Consider the following 18165-nt stretch of genomic DNA (forward strand, 5'->3'; position numbering starts at 1 on the left):
GATTCAGGCGTTGGGCAGGAAACCGATGGAGATCCATGGCACGGCGATCAGCACGCCCAGGGCCACAACCAGCGCGCCGAGATACGGCCAGACCCGGCGCATGGCGCCGCTGGGGTCGACCTTGGCGATGGCGCAGGCGGCGTAGAAACCCACGCCAAACGGCGGGGCGAACAAACCCAGGCCCATGGCGAAGATCGCGACCATGGCGTAATGCACGTCGTTGATGCCCATGGCCTTGGCAATCGGGAACAGCAGCGGCCCGAACAGCACGATGGCCGGGATGCCTTCCAGAAAACTGCCCAGAAGGATGAACGCCACGGCGGAGATGATCAGGAAGCCCATCGCGCCACCCGGCACCGTCGACATCACCTGCGCCAACTGGTGCGAGAAGCCCGACTGGGTCAATGCCCAGGCCATGGCGGTCGCGCTGCCGATGATGATCAGGATCGCGCCGGACAACGACGCGGTGCTGACCAGGATCGGATACAGCCGGCGCCAGTCAAAGCAGCGGTAGCACAGCAACCCGACGATAAAGGTGTAGGCCACGCCAATGGCGGCGACTTCGGTGGCGGTCGCGACCCCTTCAACCACCGCGGTGCGGATCACGAAGGGCAGGGCCAGTGCCGGTAACGCGATCAGCAGCGAGTGGCCGATTTCTTTACCTGAGGCGCGTTTACCGGTGGAGGCCTCGCCTTTGCGGTTTTTCCACCAGATCACCGCCGCCATGGCGATGGCACCCACCACCGCTGGCATGAAACCACCGGTAAACAGCGCGGAAATCGACACGCCGGTCACCGAACCGATGGTGATCAGTACCAGGCTAGGCGGAATGGTTTCCGACATCGCCCCGGAGGCATTGAGCATCGCCACCAGTTCGTTTTCATCCTCACCGCGTTTCTTCATTTCCGGAAACAGCGCCGGTGCGATAGCGGCCATGTCGGCAGCCTTGGAGCCGGAAATGCCGGAGATCAGGTAAATGGCGCCGATCAGCACGTAAGACAGGCCGCCACGTACATGGCCGATCAACGAGCAGAGGAAGCGGATCATCGCGCGGGCCATGCCCATGGCTTCGATCAGCGCCCCCAAAAACACAAACAACGGGATGGCCAGCAAAATCAGGCTCGCCATGCCTTCGTCCATTCGCCCGACCACCAGGGTCAGCGGCGTGCTGGTCATGGTCGACAGGTAAGCCACGGTCGCCAGGCCGAACGCGACCATGATTGGCACGCCGATCACGATCATGGCCATCACGCCGATCATGAAGAAGACCACCAGGTTCCAGTTGCCCATCAGCAGCAGGGAACCTTCAGCCACCCACAACAACGCAGCCAGCGAGGCCAACATCGCCACCGACACCGAGAAGTCGATCAGCCGGGCGCTGGTCAGCAGGCGCGCGACACAGGTCATCAGCATCAGGCTCAGGCCGACCGCGATGGCGGACACGCGAAAGGCGTTGGGAATTTCGAGGGCGGCGGTGGTGATGATCCACTCGTCGCTGACGTACTCCCAGGCCGGCGTGAACAGCACCCCGATGAACGTGATGACAATCACCGCGCCCAAAGTGTCGACAAAGGCGCGTTTTTCCAGCGGCAGCCGCCCGATGAACGAGGTCAGCCGCATGTGCTCGCCTCGACGCATCGCCACCGCTGAGCCGAGCATCGCCAGCCAGAGAAACAGCAGCGAGGCCAGTTCGTCGCCCCAGACGATGGGTTGATTGAGCACGTAGCGCGAGAACACATTGCAAAACAGCAGCGTGACTTCGATGACCACCAGCAACGCCGCGCTGCCTTCGGTCAGCCAGCGCAGCCCGGTGTCCAAAGCGCGACCGAGACGAAACGTGGTGGGGCGCGTGCTGAGTCCTTCAGCGGGAGAAACATCCGTCATTGGTATTTCGCTTTTCATGACCTTGTCTCCGGCTTAGGACAGTTGACCCGCGTACTGCTCGAGCAAGCTCCAGGCTTCAGGGCCGTACTTTTCCTTCCATTGGGAGTAGAAGCCTTTCGACTGCAGATCAGTCCTGAACAATGAACGATCGACTTTGTTGAAGGTGATGCCATGGGCGGTCAGGGACGGCTCCAGGCTGGAGTTGAGGTCGATCACCTGTTGACGCTGAATCAGCGCGGCGGCGTTGATCTGCCGGGAAACGATTTCCTGCACATCCGCCGGCAGTTTTGGAAAGGTCTTGCCCGAGGCGACGATCCAGAAACCACCCCAGATGTGATCGGTCATGGAGCAGTATTTCTGCACTTCATAGAAGCGTGCAGCCTCGACCACCACCAATGGGTTTTCCTGGCCGTCGACGACTTTGGTCTGCAACGCCGAGTAGGTCTCGTTGATGCTGATGCCGGTAGGGGAGGCGCCCAGGGCGCTGAACATGGAGGTCCACAACGGGCTGACCAGCACACGCAGTTTGAAACCGGCCAGGTCTTGCGGCGTGTTGATCGGACGCGTCGAGCTGGTGATCTGGCGGAAGCCGTTGTTCCACACTTTCTCCATCGGGATCAGGCCGACCTTCTCGGTCTTGGCGCGTACGTACTCGCCCAGCTTGCCGTCCAGCGCGGCCCAGACACTGTCGTAGTCCTTGAACGCGAACGGCATGCTTTCGATCGACATGGCCGGCACCAGCGTGGAGAGAATCGCGCCTGGCAAGGGAATGAAGTCAATTGCCCCGGCGCGTACCTGGGACAGCATGTCGGTGTCGCCGCCCATGGCGCCGTTGGCGTACACCTGCAGGTCCACGGCGCCGTTGGTTTCGGCCTTGATGGCGAGCGAAGCGGCCTTCATCTGGATGTTCAACGGATGGGTGTCGGGCAGGCTGCTGGTGTAGCGCAACACAATGGGTTTGGTCGCGGCGAAGACGCTGGAGGGCAGCAGGTTGGCGGCGAATGCGCCGCCAACGGTGACGCCGGCAGACACTAGAAATGATCGGCGGCTGACGGACTCGGTCAAGATACGGCTCATGATGTTCACCTTATTGTTTTTGTAGTTGTTCAAAAAAACTGCGGATCGTTCAAGCGAGCGCTGCTCCCTGTAGGAGTGAGCCTGCTCGCGATAGCGTCGTCAGACTCGAAATTCATGTCGACTGACCCACCGCATTCGCGAGCAGGCTCGCTCCTACAGGTTTGCGTTATTTCAGTGCCACGACGGCCTGGGTTCTAATCAGCTCATCGATTTCGGTTTCCGAGAAGCCGCTTTCTTTCAACACTTCGCGGGTGTGTTCACCGAGCAGCGGGGCATGTCGACTGGTTGGCGGCGCGGCGTTGTCCATGTCGGAGAAGTGAATCGGCAGGCCCATGCCGCGTACCCGGCCTTCGGTCGGGTGTTGGGTCTCGACGACCATGCCGCGTGCTTCGGTTTGTGGGTGAGCCAGCGCTGCCGCGATATCGAGGACCGGCCCGGCAGGCAGGCCGAGGCTGTCGAACAGCACCATCCATTCATCCGTGGTGCGCGCGACCAGGACTTCGTTGAGGATTTCCACCAGGGCCAGACGGTGCTCCATGCGCAACGCGTTGCTGGCGAAGCGTGGGTCGGCTTTGAGTTGTGGCAGGGCGAGTGCCTCGACCAGCCGTTCGTAGTTGGCCTGGTTGGCGGCGCCAATGTTGATCCAGCCGTCCGCCGTGCGGAACACCTGATACGGCGCGCTGGTGGAGTTGGCCGAACCCATCTTCGGCAGGATCGTGCCGTCGGCGAAATACGCCGCCGCCGGCCAGTACATTTGTTGCAGGCCTGCTTCGAACAACGAGGTGTCGACCATCTGCCCGAGGCCGGTTTTCTGTTTGGCGGCGTACGCTGCACAGATGCCGAGGGCGGCGAGAATGCCGGAGTTGATGTCAGCGACTGGCGAACCGGCCTTGACCGGCTCACGCCCGGCTTCACCGGTCATGCTCATCATGCCGCTCATGCCTTGGGCGATCAGGTCGAAACCGCCTTTCTCGCCGAACGGCCCGCTGCGGCCGTAACCGGAGATCGCGCAGTAGATCAGCCCTGGGTTGAGGGTTTTCAGCGTTTCATAGCCCAGGCCGAATTTCTCCATGGTGCCGGCACGGTAGTTTTCCGTGACCACATCGGCGTCCATCAAGAGGCGGCGCAACACGTCGCGCCCGCCCTCGGTTTTCAGGTTCAGGCCAATACCGCGCTTGTTGCGGTTCACCACCATGAACGAGGCGGATTCACCGCTGGCCATGATCGGCGAGAAGCGGCGCGAATCATCACCGCCCGGGACTTTCTCGACCTTCACCACGTCCGCGCCCATGTCGGCCAGCATCATTCCGCACACTGGGCCGGACATGATGTGAGCCAGTTCTACAACGCGCATTCCTGTCAGCGGTCCCATGTTATTTCCCCTTGAATTGTGGTTTGGCTTTCTCGATGAAAGCGTTCAGACCGATCTGAAAATCTTCGGTGTCGTAGCAGAAGTAACTCGCGTCAATCTGCTCGAGGGTGGGGGCAACGCCGGCCTCAAGCTGGCGTGCGGCCTGGCGATGCCAGCGGGCGACGAGGGGCGCTCCATTGGCGATGCGCCGGGCGGTAGCGAGGGTTTCGAACTCGACCTCGGCATCGGGCACGACGCGGGTCACGAGGTTTTTTACGTAGGCGTCGTTGGCGTCGAGAATGCGACCCTCCAGCAGAATCTCCAGGGTCGTCGAGCGCCCGGCCAGTGCCACTAGGCCAGCCATTTCGTCATACGACATAACCAGCCCCAGCTTGCCGACCGGCGCGCCGAAACGACTGGAGGTGCCGCAGATACGCAGGTCGCAGAGCGCCGCGATTTCCAGGCCGCCGCCGACACACACGCCATGGATCATCGCGATCACCGGGTGCGGGCAGTCGGCAACGGCGCGCATGGCCCTGGAAGTGATGTCGGCATACACCCGGGCTTGTGCCGCGTTGGCGCGCACGGTCGGAAACTCGCTGACATCGGCGCCGGCCGCGAAGGCTTGTTCGCCGGCACCGCGCAACACGACGCAACGCACGCTGGCGTCGGCAGACAACTCGGTCATGACATCACCCAGGTCCTGCCACATGGACAAGGTCAGGGCGTTCATTTTCCCCGGGTGGCTGAGGGTGACGGTGGCAAGGCTGTCTTGCCGGTCGATAAGGACGGTGGGCTTCATGATTGTTGCGCTGGCGTCGGTTTAACCGACGACGCGGCTGCCTCCTCATTTTTTATTGTTGGGTAGCGACGGTTACAACGACTGCTCAAGCATCGAGAGGTAGTCCGCGGACGATGCTTCGCGGGGGTTGGTCTTGTGGCTGTGATCGTGCAACGCGCCTTCGACGATGCCGGCAAACAGGCTTTCGTCGACGCCGATTTCGCTCAGGCGGGTCGGCAGGCCCAGGCGTCGGGTCATGTCTTCGATGGCCGTGCCGATATTGGCGCCTGCCTCAAGGCCCATGGCATGTCGCAGGCGTTCGAGCTTGCGTTCGACGCGAACGGTCGGGGCGTTGGCGTTGAAGTCCACGACCGCTGGCAGGAAGATGGCGTTCAAAGTGCCGTGGTGCAGCTTCGGATTGATGCCGCCCAAGGCGTGAGACAGGCTGTGCACGCAGCCCAATCCCTTCTGAAAGGCGAGTGCGCCCTGCATCGACGCGCTCATCATGTTCATTCGTGCTTCGCGATCACCGGGTTCGGCGGTGGCGCGCTCGATGTGTTCCCAGGCACGCCACAGGCCGTCGAGGGCGATGCCATCCGCCGCCGGGTTGAAGGCCGGCGCCATGAACGTCTCGATGCAATGAGCGATCGCGTCCATGCCGGTGGCGGCGGTCAGCATCGGTGGCAGGCCCAGGGTCAGTTCCGGGTCGCAGATGGCCACGCGAGGCACCACATAAGGTGAGATTACGCCCACCTTGCGACCATCGTCGAGGATCAGGATGGCGCCTCGTCCGACTTCGCTGCCGGTGCCCGCCGTGGTAGGAATGGCGATCAGCGGCGCGGTGGCGGAGGTAATGCGATCCAGGCCGCCTTCGATCACCGCAAAGCTTTGCAGGGGGCCGTCGTGCGTGGCGCAAACAGCGACACCTTTGGCCAGGTCGATGGAAGAACCACCGCCGACCGCGATGATGCCGTTGCACTCGTCGCGGTGGTATTGCGCGACGGCTTCACGTACGGCGTGCTCGTTGGGGTTGGAAGGGGTGGCGTCGAAAATCGAAGGAGGAAGACTGGCGCCGAGGGCCGCGATGACCTTGTTGACGATGCCGGCATTGCGCACGCCGATGTCGGTGACGATCAGCGGCCGGGTAATGCCCGCGCGCTCGGCTTCGGCGGCCAGATGCTGCAGGCTGTCGTAGCCGAACTGGATCTTGGTGACGTAATTGATGAGGGACATGATTCACCACAAGTTATACAGGATTGTTATTGTTGCAATCGGTCTGCGGCAGGAAGGCTTTCGCTCTCTGGTCAAACCCATTGCATTGCCTGGTTGTGGAGTGGACTATAGGGCCGTCGTGGCGAGCCTCGATACTGACAACTTTCGATACCTCTATAACTTTTAGTTAACCCTGATGACGCCCTCACTCAATTCGATCATGTCCCGCCTGCACATCAAGCAGCTTCGCTTGTTGATAGCCCTTGATGAACACGGCTCCTTGCTGGGCGCGGCCAAACAGGTCGCGCTGACCCAGCCGGGCGCCAGTAAAGCCCTGCAAGAAATTGAAACCACATTCGGCACTGCGCTGTTCACCCGCACTAACCGCGGGCTTGAACCGAACGATGCCGGACGCTCGGTCATTCGTTACGCACGCTTGATCCAGACCGACCTTGCGCACCTGCGCGAAGAGATCATCGGCATCATGAGCGGAGAGGGCGGACGTGTGTCCGTCGGCACCATCATGGGCGCCGTCCCGCTGCTGACCACTGCGATCAGCCGGGTGATTGCCGACCACCCGAAGCTGTCCATCGAGATCGTCGAAGACACCAGCGCCGCACTGCTCAGCCAGCTTGACGCCGGGCGCCTGGACCTGGCTATCTGCCGTACGACCATCAGCAACACGCCCTACTTGTATGAGAGCTCGACCTTCGTCGAAGAAACCCTGGCAGTGATCGCCAGCACACAGCATCCGTTCGCCTATGCCCGGCAGCTCTCGCTGAAGGACCTGGTGGATTACCGCTGGGTGGTCTATCGCGCCAACATGCCGATGCGTTTGCTGCTGGAGCGCGAGTTTCATGAGGCTGACCTGCGTTTTCCGGTGCACCTGCTGGAAACCACGTCGGCGTTTGCCACCTTGTCGCTGCTTCAGGAAAACCCGACCCTCGTCGCGTTGGTGTCGACTGATGTGGCGAAGTTCTGCTCCGGCTACGGTTTCACCACCACGCTGCCGCTGCCCATCACCTCGCGCAGCGAACCGTATGAGCTGGTGTCGCGCAAAGGCGTGCCGGATTCGCCGGCCGCCAGGTTGCTGCGAGAGGCGTTGTTGAACCCCGTTTGAACTCGGTAACGGTTGAAACAGGCGCTTGCGATAGTGCCCGGCTTTGGAGGCGCGCATTCGTGCGTTTCAGGCAAATTTGATTTGCGACAGACGCGGTGTTTGAAACGGACCCGCGCCGCGATACTTCGCCGGGATTTTGCCTGCCCAATAATTGGCCCACGGATGGCCGTTGCGAGGTTAGAACAATGAATGTGTCCAACCGACTTGCGCTCTTGATGACCACTGCCGCGCTACTCACCGCGTGTGGTGAGTCTTCCAAACTGCCGCCTCAGGCCAGCGTCGGTCCGTCCCCGCAATTGCCTGAACCCACCACCTCGCTGATCCCTACGTTAAAAGTGTCCAAAGCGGTCGGCTGGGCGGGTAATGACATGCCCAAGGCACCTGCCGGTTTCAAAGTGACCGCGCTGGCCGAAAACCTCGATCACCCGCGCTGGGTGTATACGCTGCCCAATGGCGATGTGCTGGTTGCCGAGAGCAACCACCCGCCGATGCCGGAAGGCGCCACTGACGGTGGCACCGGCCCGATCGCCTGGGCAAAACGCACCGTCATGGGTGTTGTGATGGGCCGTATTGGTGCTGATGCACCCAGCGCCAATCGCATTACTTTGTTGCGCGATGCCGACGGTGATGGCCACGCGGAAGTCCGGAAAGTATTCATGACGGGCCTCGCTTCGCCGTTTGGCATGGCGTTGGTGGGCAATGAGTTGTTTATCGGCAATGCCGATGCCTTGGTCAAAGTGCCTTATATCGAGGGGCAAACCGAGAGTGACGCCACCCCGGTGAAAGTCACCGACCTGCCTGCAGGCATCAATCACCACTGGACCAAGAATGTCCTCGCCAACCTCGAGGGCACCAAGCTTTACGTCACGGTCGGTTCCAACAGCAATGTCGGCGAGAACGGCCTTGATGCAGAAGAAGGGCGCGCAGCGATTTGGGAGGTAGACGTCAAAAGCGGCAGCAAGCGTCTGTTTGCCAGCGGCCTGCGCAACCCCAACGGGCTGGCCTGGAAGCCCGGTTCGACCCAGTTGTGGACCGTGGTCAACGAGCGCGACGAAATCGGCAGCGACCTTGTGCCGGATTACCTGACGTCGGTGCAGGACGGTGGGTTCTACGGCTGGCCGTGGAGCTATTACGGCGCCCATGTCGACACCCGCGTCGAGCCGCCGCGCCCGGACAAGGTGGCCAAGGCCCTCGCACCGGACTACGCGCTCGGCACCCACGTTGCACCGTTAGGCCTGACGTTCTCTGATTCACGGGCGATGCCGGCCAACTTCGCCAGTGGCGTTTTTGTCGGTGAACACGGCTCGTGGAACCGTAATCCGCAGGCGGGCTACAAGGTGGTGTTCATTCCGTTTAGCGACGGAAAGCCTTCCGGCATGCCGGTCGATTTCTTGACAGGTTTCCTCAATGCCGATGGCGAAGCGCAAGGGCGCCCGGTGGGCGTCACGCTTGATCAGAGCGGCGCGTTGTTGGTGGCCGATGATGTCGGGAACAAGGTTTGGCGTATCGCGATCGCCAAACCCTAGATTGAGGATTGGGACAGTTAGATGGATGCAGGATGAGCCGCCATCGCGAGCAGGCTCACTCCTACATTGGTTTTATGTTGTTCGCGAGATTTGTGGCCGACACCGGACCCTGTGGGAGTGAGCCTGCTCGCGATGGCGTCAGGCCTGACACGCCGCGTGATCGTTCTTCGCGGGCAAGCCTTGCTCCTACGAAAAACAACGGCTCTTGAATCGAGAACACACGGATATGGTTGTTCCTTCCCTTTGCAGCATCGCTGCACGCTTGCGCCTCAAACAACTGCGTTTGTTGATCGCGCTGGATGATCGCGGCTCCTTGCACAAGGCCGCCGAGAAGATTTCAATTTCCCAGTCCGGCGCCACCAAGGCGTTGCATGAAGTCGAATCGTTGCTCGGCATGCCGCTGTTCGAACGTCAGCCCAAAGGTCTGGTGGCCAACGAAATGGGCCGTTGCATGATTCGTTATGCGCGGTTGATCTACAGCGATGTCGAGCACCTGCGCGAAGAAATGCTCAGCATCATGCAAGGCCAGGGCGGGCGGCTCTCGGTGGGGGTGATCATGGGAGCGGTGCCGTTGCTGACACGAGCCCTGACCGAGTTGCGCTTGAAGCAGCCAGAGCTGTCGGTGGAACTGGTGGAAAACACCAGCGCCGCGTTGCTCGGGTTGCTGGATCAGGGACGGCTGGACCTGGCGATTTGTCGCACCAGCGTCGGCCAGCGCTCGGACGCTTATGACTGCATCGAACTGAGTGAAGAACCTTTGGCTGTGGTCGCCAGCAAGGACCATCCACTGGCCAGTGCCGAGTCTTTGCAGCTGTCGCAGTTGAGCGACTACCGCTGGGTGGTCTATCCCAAAGACATGCCGATGCGTCAGACCCTGGAACGTGAGCTGAATGAGGCCGGGCTGGGGACTCCGCGTTATCCGCTGGAAACCTCGTCGATTTTCGCCACCATTTTGTTGGTGCAACAAGACCCTAACTTGTTGGCGGTGATTCCGGTGGAAGTGGCCAGGTTCTGCGAGCAATTCGATTTGCTGGTAAAGCTCCCGGTGTCGATGCGCGCATTGACCGAGCCTTACGGCGTGATCAGCCGGGCCGGCGCCGACTTGTCTCCGGCGGCAACCCTGCTGATCAACGAACTGCAGCAGGACCTGATTACTTGATCACGATCGGATTGACCGGTGCACCCGTGCCGCCAACGACCTTCAACGGCGCGGCGGTGTAGAGGAACTGCCACTGACCGTCTGCGGCGCAATCTGTGGCCAGATCATCGAGCATCGCCACTTCGGTGAAAGTCACGCCGAGGTTACGCATCAAGGCATTGTGCAGCGGGATCAGCACGCCCGAGGTGGGGTCGACCGCCACTTCGTTGGCCATGGTGTCGGTCACCAGGTTGGGGATTTCCATCTGGTGAAACCACTCCACCAGCTCGCGGCTGAAGGTCAGGCCCGGCTCGGCGAAGTCCTTGTAGAACTCTTCCGGTTCACGCTCATAGAACGAGCCGATCCAGCCCGTGCGGATGATCAGGATGTCGCGTTTCTGGATCTCGATGCCTTGGGCTTTCGCCGCAGCCAGCAGGTCCAGGTGAGTGAAGGTTTCACCCTTGTCCAGCACCGCTTTGCCGCGATGGCGAGCCATGTCGATCAACACCGCGCGCCCGACAATCCCGCGTTCGGCAATCGGCAGGATGCTGGCCTTGTCCATGCTGCCGATGGTGCTCATGGCGTCGTAGCCATTCCACAGTTTGTTGTCGTGCCAGACGTGGCCCAGCGCGTCGTATTGGGTCGAGCCTTGCAGGTGCATGAAAATCACGTCGTCGGCGTATTCCACATGGCCGTCGAAGTGGGTCTTGCCGGCCAGGAAATGGCCCTTGTCCAGCACGTTGACCCGCATCGACGGACGTCGGCCGGGCCACAACGGTTCGCCTTTGGGGTGGCCGATCTGCACTTGCAGGGTGAAGGTCTTGCCTTGGCGGACCGAGGCGATACCCCGGAGGATTTCTGCGCTTTGCAGGTAATTCAGGGCGCCGACTTCATCGTCCGGCCCCCATTTGCCCCAGTTGGTCGGTAGGCCTTCGAGCAAGGCTTTGATGTCGGGAGAACGGTCAGCGGCGGTGTTATTGGGATTGTGGTCGCACATGAGGTTGTCCTTGGGAATTAACAGACGTACCCGCCCCGGTAGGAGCGAGGCTTGCCCGCGAAGGCGGAGTGTCAATAACGATGATGTCGATTGACACTCCGCCTTCGCGGGCAAGCCTCGCTCCTACAGAAGTCGGTGGTGGTCAGGGGATTATTTGATGGGGGAGAAATCCGCGGCGATCAGCAGTTTCGATTCCATCTTTTCCAGCATCGGGAATGCTTTCGGCACGAAGCCTTCGAGCCAGTCTGGATCCTGATACAGCGCCGCGCGTTTCTTGATCCGGTCATCGAGGCTCTCGTAGGCCCAGATGTGGATGACCTGATTCAGCTCGCCGATTTCGGTGTACCACCAGCCCACCAGCGTGGTGTAGCGGGAGATCACCGGCAGGCCGGTTTCTTCGAAGTGCTTGAGGTAGGTCTGCATTTTTCCGATTTGAATCGTGTAGGTGCGCATTTCGTAAAACATGGGAGTCGTCTCTTAGGAATGAATGCCGTGCCAGGCGTTGCTGATGATTCGTTCGATGTCGGCGGCGGTGGTCAGGCGCGGATTGACCAGCACGTTGCCGCTGCGCATCGAGTCGCTGACCATTTGCGGCATGTAGTCCAGGTCCACGCCCAGGTCCTTGATGTTGTCGGGAATGCCGATGGCCTTGTTCAACGCCACCACGTGTTCCACCACTTTGTGCCCGGCGCGGGCAACGCTCAGGCCGTCAACGTTCTCGCCCATGGCCATGGCGATTTCGCGGAACAACTCCGGGCAGGCCGCCAGGTTGTATTCGATGACGTAGGGCAGCAGCGTCGCGTTGGCGATGCCATGGGGAATGTTGAACACGCCGCCGAAGGTGTGGGAGATCGCATGCACGTTGCCCAGTTTCGATTGAGCGAACGCGACGCCGGCGAGGAACGAACCGAGCAGCATCTGTTCCCGGGCGTGCAGGTCGGAGCCGCTGAAAAACGCTTTCGGCAGGTGCGTGCAGATCATCTTGATCGCTTGCAGCGCCAGGGCCTGGCTGACCGGGTTGGCCTGCTTCGACACGTAGGATTCGATGGCGTGGGTCAACGCGTCCATGCCCGTGGCAGCGGTGATCGACGGCGGCAGTTTGAGCGTCAGTTCTGCATCGAGAATCGCCAGTTTCGGAAACAGCGCCGGGCTGATGATCACGGTCTTGAACAGGGTTTTGGTGTTGGTGAACACCGTGGACGCCGTGCATTCGCTGCCGGTGCCGGAGGTGGTCGGAATGGCAAAGATCGGCAGAGGCGGGTGCAGCAGTTTGTCGTAGCCCTCGTAGTCGAGAATGTTGCCGGGGTTGGTGGCCATGGCTGCCACACCCTTGGCGGTGTCGATGCTGCTGCCGCCACCGACGCCGATCACCGAATCGCAGTCGTGGTTTTTCAGGAACGCCACGGCGCGTTCCAGCACGTCGGTGGTGGGGTTGGGTTCGACACCGGAAAACACTTCGTAGTGAATGTCACTCTCGGCCAGCGAAGTGAAAAAACCTTCCATCACGCCCGACGCCATCAGCCCTTCGTCGGTGACCACCAGCAGTTTTTTTCGAACATGCGGCTTGAGCAGCGCACCGGCCTGACGTACCAGACCGGTGCCGCTTTTCAGGGTCGTGGGGAAATAAAACTGGAACGGGTTCATGGGTGTCTCCGGTTCTTATTGGTCTGGAGACAGTAATAAGCGGGGGAGGCGGCTGATAATGAAAAGGTCTGATCTGGGGATCACTGTTTGTCATCACTTGTCGGAAGGGGTGTGCTGGCTTCAAGATCCAGCCCCTCACCCCAGCCCTCTCCCCACGGGGGAGAGGGAAAAGGGAGCCGATCTTCAGTGCTTTCAAAACCTGAGTTCGACACGGTATTTCAGGTCGCAGCACATCGACTAAACACCTCGGTCAGTTCCCTCTCCCCCCGGGAGAGGGCTAGGGTGAGGGCTGGTTCCGAAGCCAGGTGCAAAGTCCAGAAACACCACGACTTCACTCTAACCGCACACAGTCTTCCTCAACTCACAACCAACAGGAGCACCATCATGGATTTGGCTATTTCAGGCCGCTGGGCCATCGTCTGCGCCGCCAGCAAGGGTCTGGGTCTGGCCTGTGCGCGAGCCTTGGCGAAGGAAGGCGTCAACCTGGTGATCAACGCTCGCGGCGATGAAACGCTGCAAGCCGCCGCCGACCAATTACGCCAACTGGCACCGGGCATTGAAGTGCGCACGGTGGTCGGGGACATCAGCACGCCTGAGGTGCGCGAGCAGGTGTTGGCGGCGTGTCCGCAGGTAGACATCCTGATCAATAACGCTGGCGGTCCGCCGCCGGGTGACTTCCGCGACTGGCAGCGCGAAGACTGGTTGAAGGCGCTGGATGCCAACATGCTCACGCCCATCGAGCTGATCAAAGCCTGCGTCGACGGCATGGCCGAGCGCGGTTTCGGGCGCATCGTCAACATTACGTCTGGCGCGGTGAAGGCGCCGATCGATGTGCTGGGTCTGTCCAACGGTGCCCGCAGCGGGCTGACCGGTTTCATCGCCGGGCTCGCGCGTCAGTCGCGGCTGGCCGGGCATAACGTCACCATCAACAATCTGCTGCCAGGTCCGTTCGAGACCGAGCGCCTGCACAAAACCCTGAGTGCCGCCGCCGAAGCCAACAGCACCACGGTCGAGAGCATCAGCGAGCAGCGACGCAAACACGTGCCGGCCCAGCGTTTCGGCCAGCCCGACGAGTTCGGCGCCTACTGCGCGTTTATCTGCAGCGTCCACGCCGGTTTCCTCACCGGGCAAAACCTGTTGCTGGACGGCGGCAGTTACCCCGGTACGTTCTGATCGATTGGGGGGATGACGATTGGTGATCCCCCCATCAGATCCCCTCATTATTCAGCTGTCGGGTGCGTGATTAGAGTGGGGCCGCTTGCATCCACAACAATAAAGAGCGCCCCTCATGAACAATCCGAGTGCCGAAACACTGCGGCTGACCGCCGCGTCTGCCACCGAGCGTCCGACCAGCGTGCGCTGGCGGATCTTCCTCATCATGTTGCTGCTGACCGCGATCAATTACATCGACCGCGCCTCGCTGTCGGTGGCCTTGCCGCTGATTTCCAGTGAGTTCCAGATTCCGCCCGCGCTGGAAGGCTTGATGCTCAGCGCGTTTTTCTGGTCCTACGCGTTGATGCAGATTCCCGGCGGCATGCTGCTGGATCGTTTTCAGACTCGCCGTGTGATCGTCATCGCGACCGTCGCCTGGGGCGCCTTTCAGGCCCTGGCCGCCGGTGCGCATAACTGGATCACGCTGCTGATCACCCGCATGGGCCTGGGCATTGCAGAGTCGCCGATCATGCCGGCCGGGGCCAAGCTCAACGGCGCCTGGCTGACCCCTAACGAACGCGGGCGCGGCGCGGTGCTGGTCGATGGCGGCGCACCGCTGGGCAGTGCCTTCGGCGCGATCATCATTGCCGGGCTGATCGGCTGGTTCGACTCCTGGCGCATCGCTTTCGTGATCGCGGGCATCGGTACCATGCTCGCCGGCGTGCTGGCCTGGAAATACATCCGCAACCATCCCAGCGAACACCCAGGGGTGAATGCGGCGGAACTGGCGCACATCACCGAGGGCAATATCAAAGTCAGCCAACCCGGCGCGGTCACCAGCATTCCTCTCAAGGAGCTGCTCAAGGATCGCTCGGTGCTGGCAATGTTCGCCGGTTACTGCTGCATCCTCAGCGTGTTCTACGGACTGCTGACCTGGATGCCGAGCTACCTGCACCAGACCCACGGCTTGAACATTTCGAGCATGGGCGGGGCGACGTTCCTGATCTTCATGTGCGGTTTCGTCGGCGAGCTGGTCGGCGGTTACCTGGGGGACAAATGGAAATCCAGCGGCGCTTCGCCAAACCTCGTGATGCGCAGCATGTTTAGCGGCTCGGCGCTGGTGGCGGCCCTGTGCATGCTGGCGGTGGCGTATGCGAGCGAGGCCAGCAAAGCGATCGGCTTGCTCTGCGTGGCGATGTTTTTCATTCGCTGGTGCGGGATGTACTGGTGCATTCCGTCGATCCTCGGTGGCACTTCGAAAACCGGTGTACTGGCCGGCACCATGAACTTCTGCGGGAACATGGCCGGGGTGATCGTGCCGATCCTGATCGGGCTGATCGTGCAGTTCACCGGGTCGTATTTCCTGGTGCTGATCTTCTTCGTGGTCATGGCCCTGCTGCTGGCGATATTCTCCAGCCTGATCGATTATCGGGAACGAGGGCTGGCGTGAAAGGAGCGGAGGGCAGGTGAGCGTCGATATCGAATGCGTGGTGGTCGGGGCCGGGGTGGTCGGGCTGGCGGTCGCCAGAGCCCTGGCCCGCAGCGGGCGGGAGGTGATCCTGGTTGAGGCGGGCGAGGGCATTGGCGTGGGCATCAGCTCGCGCCATTCGGAAGTGATCCACGCCGGCATTTACTACCCGAGCGGCAGCCTCAAGGCGCAATTGTGCGTGGAGGGCAAGCAACGCCTTTACGCTTTTTGCGATGAGCGCGGCGTCGATTACCGGCGTCTGGGCAAGCTGATCGTTGCCACCGATGACAGTCAGTGCGCGGCCTTGCGAACGTTGCTGGAGCAGGGCCGGCGCAATGGCGTTGATGACTTGCAATGGCTGGACGCCGTACAGGCACGGGAACTTGAGCCGTCAGTGTCCTGCGTCGCTGCGCTCTGGTCGCCGTCCACCGGGATCGTCGATTCCCATGCCCTGATGCTGGCCCTTCAGGCGGATGCCGAGGCCAGCGGCACGTCGCTGGTTTTTCATACGCCGCTGGCGTCGGCCCGTTGCACCGAGCAAGGTTTCGAACTGCAGATGGGCGGCGCCCAACCGATGACCTTGAGTTGCCGTGAGTTGATCAATTGCGCCGGACTGTCCGCGCCTGAGGTGGCGAGCCGGATTGAAGGCTTGCCGTCGCAGTACATTCCCGAGGCACGATTGTGCAAGGGCAGCTATTTCAGTTTCAGTGGTCGTGCGCCGTTCCGGCATCTGGTGTACCCGGCCCCGGAAAGCGCGGGGCTGGGCGTGCACATGACGCTGGACCTGGGCGGTCAGGCGCGCTTCGGGCCGGACGTCGAATGGGTCGATCAGGTCGATTACCGTGTGGATCCACGCCGAGCCGATGGCTTCTACCAGGCGATCCGGCGCTACTGGCCGGCATTGCCCGATAACAGTCTGCAACCGGCCTACAGTGGCATCCGCCCGAAAATCACCGGGCCGACCGAACCGGCAGCCGACTTTGTCATCAGTGGTCCGGCCGAGCATGGTGTGCCGGGGCTGGTGAACCTGTTCGGCATCGAGTCACCGGGGCTGACCAGTTGCCTGGCGCTGGCAGATCGGGTGACGACGATACTAGCCACACCACGACTTATGTAGCAGCTGCCGAGCCTGCGAGGCTGCGTTCGGCGGCGAAGCCGTCGCTAAACCATACGCTGCGGTGTCTCAGACAAACCGCGTGCACAGGATTCACGACTGCTTCGCAGCCGAACGCAGCCTCGCGTTGCTCGACAGCTGCTACGCGGGTCGTGTTGTGGCGAAGTGACCGGTAATCAGCGTTTGCAATGCCGTTCGCCCTGAGGGCTATGCTTGGCAGTGCGCCCATCACAATGGGAGACCTGCGATGATTAACGTACGCACTGCCCGCATGCTTGCCGATTACAAACGCTGGGCCAATCAACGCCTCTTTGACAGCCTGACCGCACTGCCACCGGGTGAGGTCAATAAAGAGCGCGTGTCGGTGTTCAAGAACATGATCGGCACCCTGAACCACATCTACGTGGTGGACTGCATCTGGCAGGCTCACCTCGAAGGCCGAGGGCACGGCTTCAAGACGTCACACGATTTGCTGCATCCCGAACTCGCCGAGCTGCGCCAGGCGCAAAAGGACATCGATCACTGGTACTGCGACTGGAGCGAACGGCAGACCGATGCCTCGCTGGATAAACCCGTCGAGTTCAGCTTTGTCTCGGGGGAAAGCGGCATCATGAGCGCCGGCGCGATCCTGATGCATGTGGTCAATCACGCCAGTTATCACCGCGGTTGGGTGATCCAGATGTATTTCGAGATTCCGGTCATGCCGCCGGTCACTGACTTGCCGGTGTACCTGCGTGAGACCGACCCGGCTGCTTTCCAATCGCTCAATGCACCGGCAGCGGCGCCGACATGTGTTGCGAAATTCGCGAGCGCAACCAACGTTCTGCCGGATCGTTATCGTTGACCCCGTTCCAGACCATGGACAGTTCGGACAGGTTGATGTCAAACGGCGGGTCGTCGGCACGCAGCTGGCTGCTGCCTTCGATCAGCGCGCACGCCGCGTAGTCCGGCACCGTGGCCAGCATATCGGTGCCGGCCAGCAAGGCGCGCAGGCCGGCAAATTGCGGCACCGCCAGCACCACCCGGCGTGAGCGGCCGATGCGCGCGAGGTCGTTGTCGATGGCACCGGTCAAATCCCCGGAAAACGACACCAGCGCGTGCGGACGCTCGCAGTATTCGTCCAGGGTCAGGGTGCCGGGACGATTGTCGCCGCGCAGGATCTTCACGCTCAGGTCTCGCAACTTCTTGCGCTTGGCGTTGGCCGGCAGCTCCGTGGTGTAGCTGATCCCGACGGAAATCTCCCCGCTGGCCAACATCGACGACATCAGCAGGAAATTCACCCGACGCACCACCACCACCACGTTCTGCGCCTCTTCGCGTATTTGCTTGAGCAGCGGTGGAAACAGGCCGAATTCGGCGTCGTCGGACAGACCGATGCGAAACACATCGCGGCTGGTGGATGGATCGAAATCCTTGGCCCGACTGACCGCGCCGGAGATGGTGTCCATTGCTGGTTGCAACTCCTTGAGGATCGCCAGGGCTCGCTGGGTCGGCTCCAGCACGCGACCGTTACGCACCAGCAGCGGATCGTCGAACAGGTCGCGCAACTTGGCCAGTGAGGCACTGACGGCGGGCTGACCGAGAAACAGCTTCTCCCCGGCCCGGGTCAGGTTCTTTTCGAACATCAGGGTTTCGAAAATCACCAGCAGGTTCATGTCGACGCGGCGCAGGTCGTTGCGGTTCATGCGGGGTTACTCGCAG

Annotated in this window: 16 protein-coding genes; 7 read left to right on the forward strand and 9 right to left on the reverse strand. The window is 61.4% G+C overall.

Features of this window, described 5'->3' with window-relative positions; all coding sequences use genetic code 11:
- Positions 1-3: 3 nt before the first annotated feature.
- The 5 genes from QF010_RS09995 to QF010_RS10015 form a co-directional block, all read right to left on the reverse strand.
- Positions 4-1902: a TRAP transporter large permease gene (locus QF010_RS09995; RefSeq protein ID WP_429533041.1), complete on the reverse strand. Its 1899-nt coding sequence runs from the start codon at positions 1900-1902 to the stop codon at positions 4-6.
- A gap of 15 nt (positions 1903-1917) precedes the next feature.
- Complete coding sequence (locus QF010_RS10000; RefSeq protein WP_033060331.1) at positions 1918-2961, reverse strand: TRAP transporter substrate-binding protein; 1044 nt, start codon at positions 2959-2961, stop codon at positions 1918-1920.
- A 166-nt stretch (positions 2962-3127) separates the two neighbouring features.
- Positions 3128-4333: a CaiB/BaiF CoA transferase family protein gene (locus tag QF010_RS10005; RefSeq protein WP_033060254.1), complete on the reverse strand. Its 1206-nt coding sequence runs from the start codon at positions 4331-4333 to the stop codon at positions 3128-3130.
- A 1-nt stretch (position 4334) separates the two neighbouring features.
- Positions 4335-5114 carry an enoyl-CoA hydratase-related protein gene (locus QF010_RS10010; RefSeq protein WP_429533042.1) on the reverse strand — a complete coding sequence of 260 codons (780 nt, stop codon included), beginning with the start codon at positions 5112-5114 and terminating at the stop codon, positions 4335-4337.
- Between the two features lie 72 nt (positions 5115-5186).
- On the reverse strand, positions 5187-6326 hold the full coding sequence (locus QF010_RS10015; RefSeq protein ID WP_429533043.1) for an iron-containing alcohol dehydrogenase: 1140 nt from the start codon (positions 6324-6326) through the stop codon (positions 5187-5189).
- Positions 6327-6501: 175 nt separating this feature from the next.
- On the opposite strand from QF010_RS10015, the gene QF010_RS10020 reads away from it, so the two are divergent.
- From QF010_RS10020 to QF010_RS10030, 3 genes are all read left to right on the forward strand, one after another.
- Positions 6502-7425 (forward strand): LysR family transcriptional regulator, encoded by a 924-nt coding sequence (locus tag QF010_RS10020; RefSeq protein WP_033060260.1) that lies wholly within the window; start codon positions 6502-6504, stop codon positions 7423-7425.
- 185 nt (positions 7426-7610) lie between these two features.
- The gene (locus QF010_RS10025; RefSeq protein ID WP_429533044.1) at positions 7611-8951 is read left to right on the forward strand and encodes a PQQ-dependent sugar dehydrogenase; all 1341 of its coding nucleotides are present in this window, start codon (positions 7611-7613) and stop codon (positions 8949-8951) included.
- Positions 8952-9177: 226 nt separating this feature from the next.
- On the forward strand, positions 9178-10110 hold the full coding sequence (locus QF010_RS10030) for a LysR family transcriptional regulator (protein WP_429510391.1): 933 nt from the start codon (positions 9178-9180) through the stop codon (positions 10108-10110).
- Here the strand turns inward: QF010_RS10030 and QF010_RS10035 are convergent.
- The 3 genes from QF010_RS10035 to QF010_RS10045 all read right to left on the reverse strand — a co-directional run bounded on the left by QF010_RS10035 (position 10103) and on the right by QF010_RS10045 (position 12730).
- On the reverse strand, positions 10103-11086 hold the full coding sequence (locus QF010_RS10035; protein ID WP_429533045.1) for a cyclase family protein: 984 nt from the start codon (positions 11084-11086) through the stop codon (positions 10103-10105). The two genes, QF010_RS10030 and QF010_RS10035, sit on opposite strands and share 8 nt — an antisense overlap.
- 150 nt (positions 11087-11236) lie before the next feature.
- On the reverse strand, positions 11237-11551 hold the full coding sequence (locus QF010_RS10040; RefSeq protein ID WP_046055817.1) for an NIPSNAP family protein: 315 nt from the start codon (positions 11549-11551) through the stop codon (positions 11237-11239).
- A gap of 12 nt (positions 11552-11563) precedes the next feature.
- On the reverse strand, positions 11564-12730 hold the full coding sequence (locus tag QF010_RS10045; protein ID WP_429533046.1) for an iron-containing alcohol dehydrogenase: 1167 nt from the start codon (positions 12728-12730) through the stop codon (positions 11564-11566).
- 384 nt (positions 12731-13114) lie between these two features.
- Between QF010_RS10045 and QF010_RS10050 the strand changes: the two genes are divergently transcribed.
- The 4 genes from QF010_RS10050 to QF010_RS10065 all read left to right on the forward strand — a co-directional run bounded on the left by QF010_RS10050 (position 13115) and on the right by QF010_RS10065 (position 17308).
- A complete protein-coding gene (locus QF010_RS10050; protein ID WP_429533047.1) occupies positions 13115-13903 on the forward strand; it encodes an SDR family oxidoreductase in 789 nt (262 codons plus the stop codon).
- A gap of 115 nt (positions 13904-14018) precedes the next feature.
- Complete coding sequence (locus QF010_RS10055; RefSeq protein WP_046055814.1) at positions 14019-15332, forward strand: MFS transporter; 1314 nt, start codon at positions 14019-14021, stop codon at positions 15330-15332.
- A 16-nt stretch (positions 15333-15348) separates the two neighbouring features.
- Positions 15349-16467: an NAD(P)/FAD-dependent oxidoreductase gene (locus tag QF010_RS10060; protein ID WP_429533048.1), complete on the forward strand. Its 1119-nt coding sequence runs from the start codon at positions 15349-15351 to the stop codon at positions 16465-16467.
- A 244-nt stretch (positions 16468-16711) separates the two neighbouring features.
- The gene (locus QF010_RS10065; RefSeq protein ID WP_429510385.1) at positions 16712-17308 is read left to right on the forward strand and encodes a DinB family protein; all 597 of its coding nucleotides are present in this window, start codon (positions 16712-16714) and stop codon (positions 17306-17308) included.
- On the opposite strand, the gene QF010_RS10070 is transcribed toward QF010_RS10065, so the two are convergent.
- The gene (locus QF010_RS10070; RefSeq protein WP_429533049.1) at positions 17229-18149 is read right to left on the reverse strand and encodes a LysR substrate-binding domain-containing protein; all 921 of its coding nucleotides are present in this window, start codon (positions 18147-18149) and stop codon (positions 17229-17231) included. The genes QF010_RS10065 and QF010_RS10070 overlap by 80 nt on opposite strands.
- Between the last annotated feature and the right edge of the window lie 16 nt (positions 18150-18165).

The sequence above is a fragment of the Pseudomonas silensiensis genome, assembly GCF_050434865.1.
Classification (GTDB): domain Bacteria; phylum Pseudomonadota; class Gammaproteobacteria; order Pseudomonadales; family Pseudomonadaceae; genus Aquipseudomonas; species Aquipseudomonas fluorescens_W.

What these genes read in the sequence shown, in the direction of transcription:
- QF010_RS10055 (WP_046055814.1), top strand. Translation starts at nt 14,019, where the DNA reads ATGAACAATCCGAGTGCCGAAACACTGCGGCTGACCGCCGCGTCTGCC.
- QF010_RS10070 (WP_429533049.1), bottom strand. Translation starts at nt 18,149, where the DNA reads ATGAACCGCAACGACCTGCGCCGCGTCGACATGAACCTGCTGGTGATT.
- QF010_RS10035 (WP_429533045.1), bottom strand. Translation starts at nt 11,086, where the DNA reads ATGTGCGACCACAATCCCAATAACACCGCCGCTGACCGTTCTCCCGAC.
- QF010_RS09995 (WP_429533041.1), bottom strand. Translation starts at nt 1,902, where the DNA reads ATGAAAAGCGAAATACCAATGACGGATGTTTCTCCCGCTGAAGGACTC.
- QF010_RS10005 (WP_033060254.1), bottom strand. Translation starts at nt 4,333, where the DNA reads ATGGGACCGCTGACAGGAATGCGCGTTGTAGAACTGGCTCACATCATG.
- QF010_RS10025 (WP_429533044.1), top strand. Translation starts at nt 7,611, where the DNA reads ATGAATGTGTCCAACCGACTTGCGCTCTTGATGACCACTGCCGCGCTA.
- QF010_RS10000 (WP_033060331.1), bottom strand. Translation starts at nt 2,961, where the DNA reads ATGAGCCGTATCTTGACCGAGTCCGTCAGCCGCCGATCATTTCTAGTG.
- QF010_RS10045 (WP_429533046.1), bottom strand. Translation starts at nt 12,730, where the DNA reads ATGAACCCGTTCCAGTTTTATTTCCCCACGACCCTGAAAAGCGGCACC.
- QF010_RS10050 (WP_429533047.1), top strand. Translation starts at nt 13,115, where the DNA reads ATGGATTTGGCTATTTCAGGCCGCTGGGCCATCGTCTGCGCCGCCAGC.
- QF010_RS10015 (WP_429533043.1), bottom strand. Translation starts at nt 6,326, where the DNA reads ATGTCCCTCATCAATTACGTCACCAAGATCCAGTTCGGCTACGACAGC.
- QF010_RS10030 (WP_429510391.1), top strand. Translation starts at nt 9,178, where the DNA reads ATGGTTGTTCCTTCCCTTTGCAGCATCGCTGCACGCTTGCGCCTCAAA.
- QF010_RS10065 (WP_429510385.1), top strand. Translation starts at nt 16,712, where the DNA reads ATGATTAACGTACGCACTGCCCGCATGCTTGCCGATTACAAACGCTGG.
- QF010_RS10010 (WP_429533042.1), bottom strand. Translation starts at nt 5,114, where the DNA reads ATGAAGCCCACCGTCCTTATCGACCGGCAAGACAGCCTTGCCACCGTC.
- QF010_RS10020 (WP_033060260.1), top strand. Translation starts at nt 6,502, where the DNA reads ATGACGCCCTCACTCAATTCGATCATGTCCCGCCTGCACATCAAGCAG.
- QF010_RS10040 (WP_046055817.1), bottom strand. Translation starts at nt 11,551, where the DNA reads ATGTTTTACGAAATGCGCACCTACACGATTCAAATCGGAAAAATGCAG.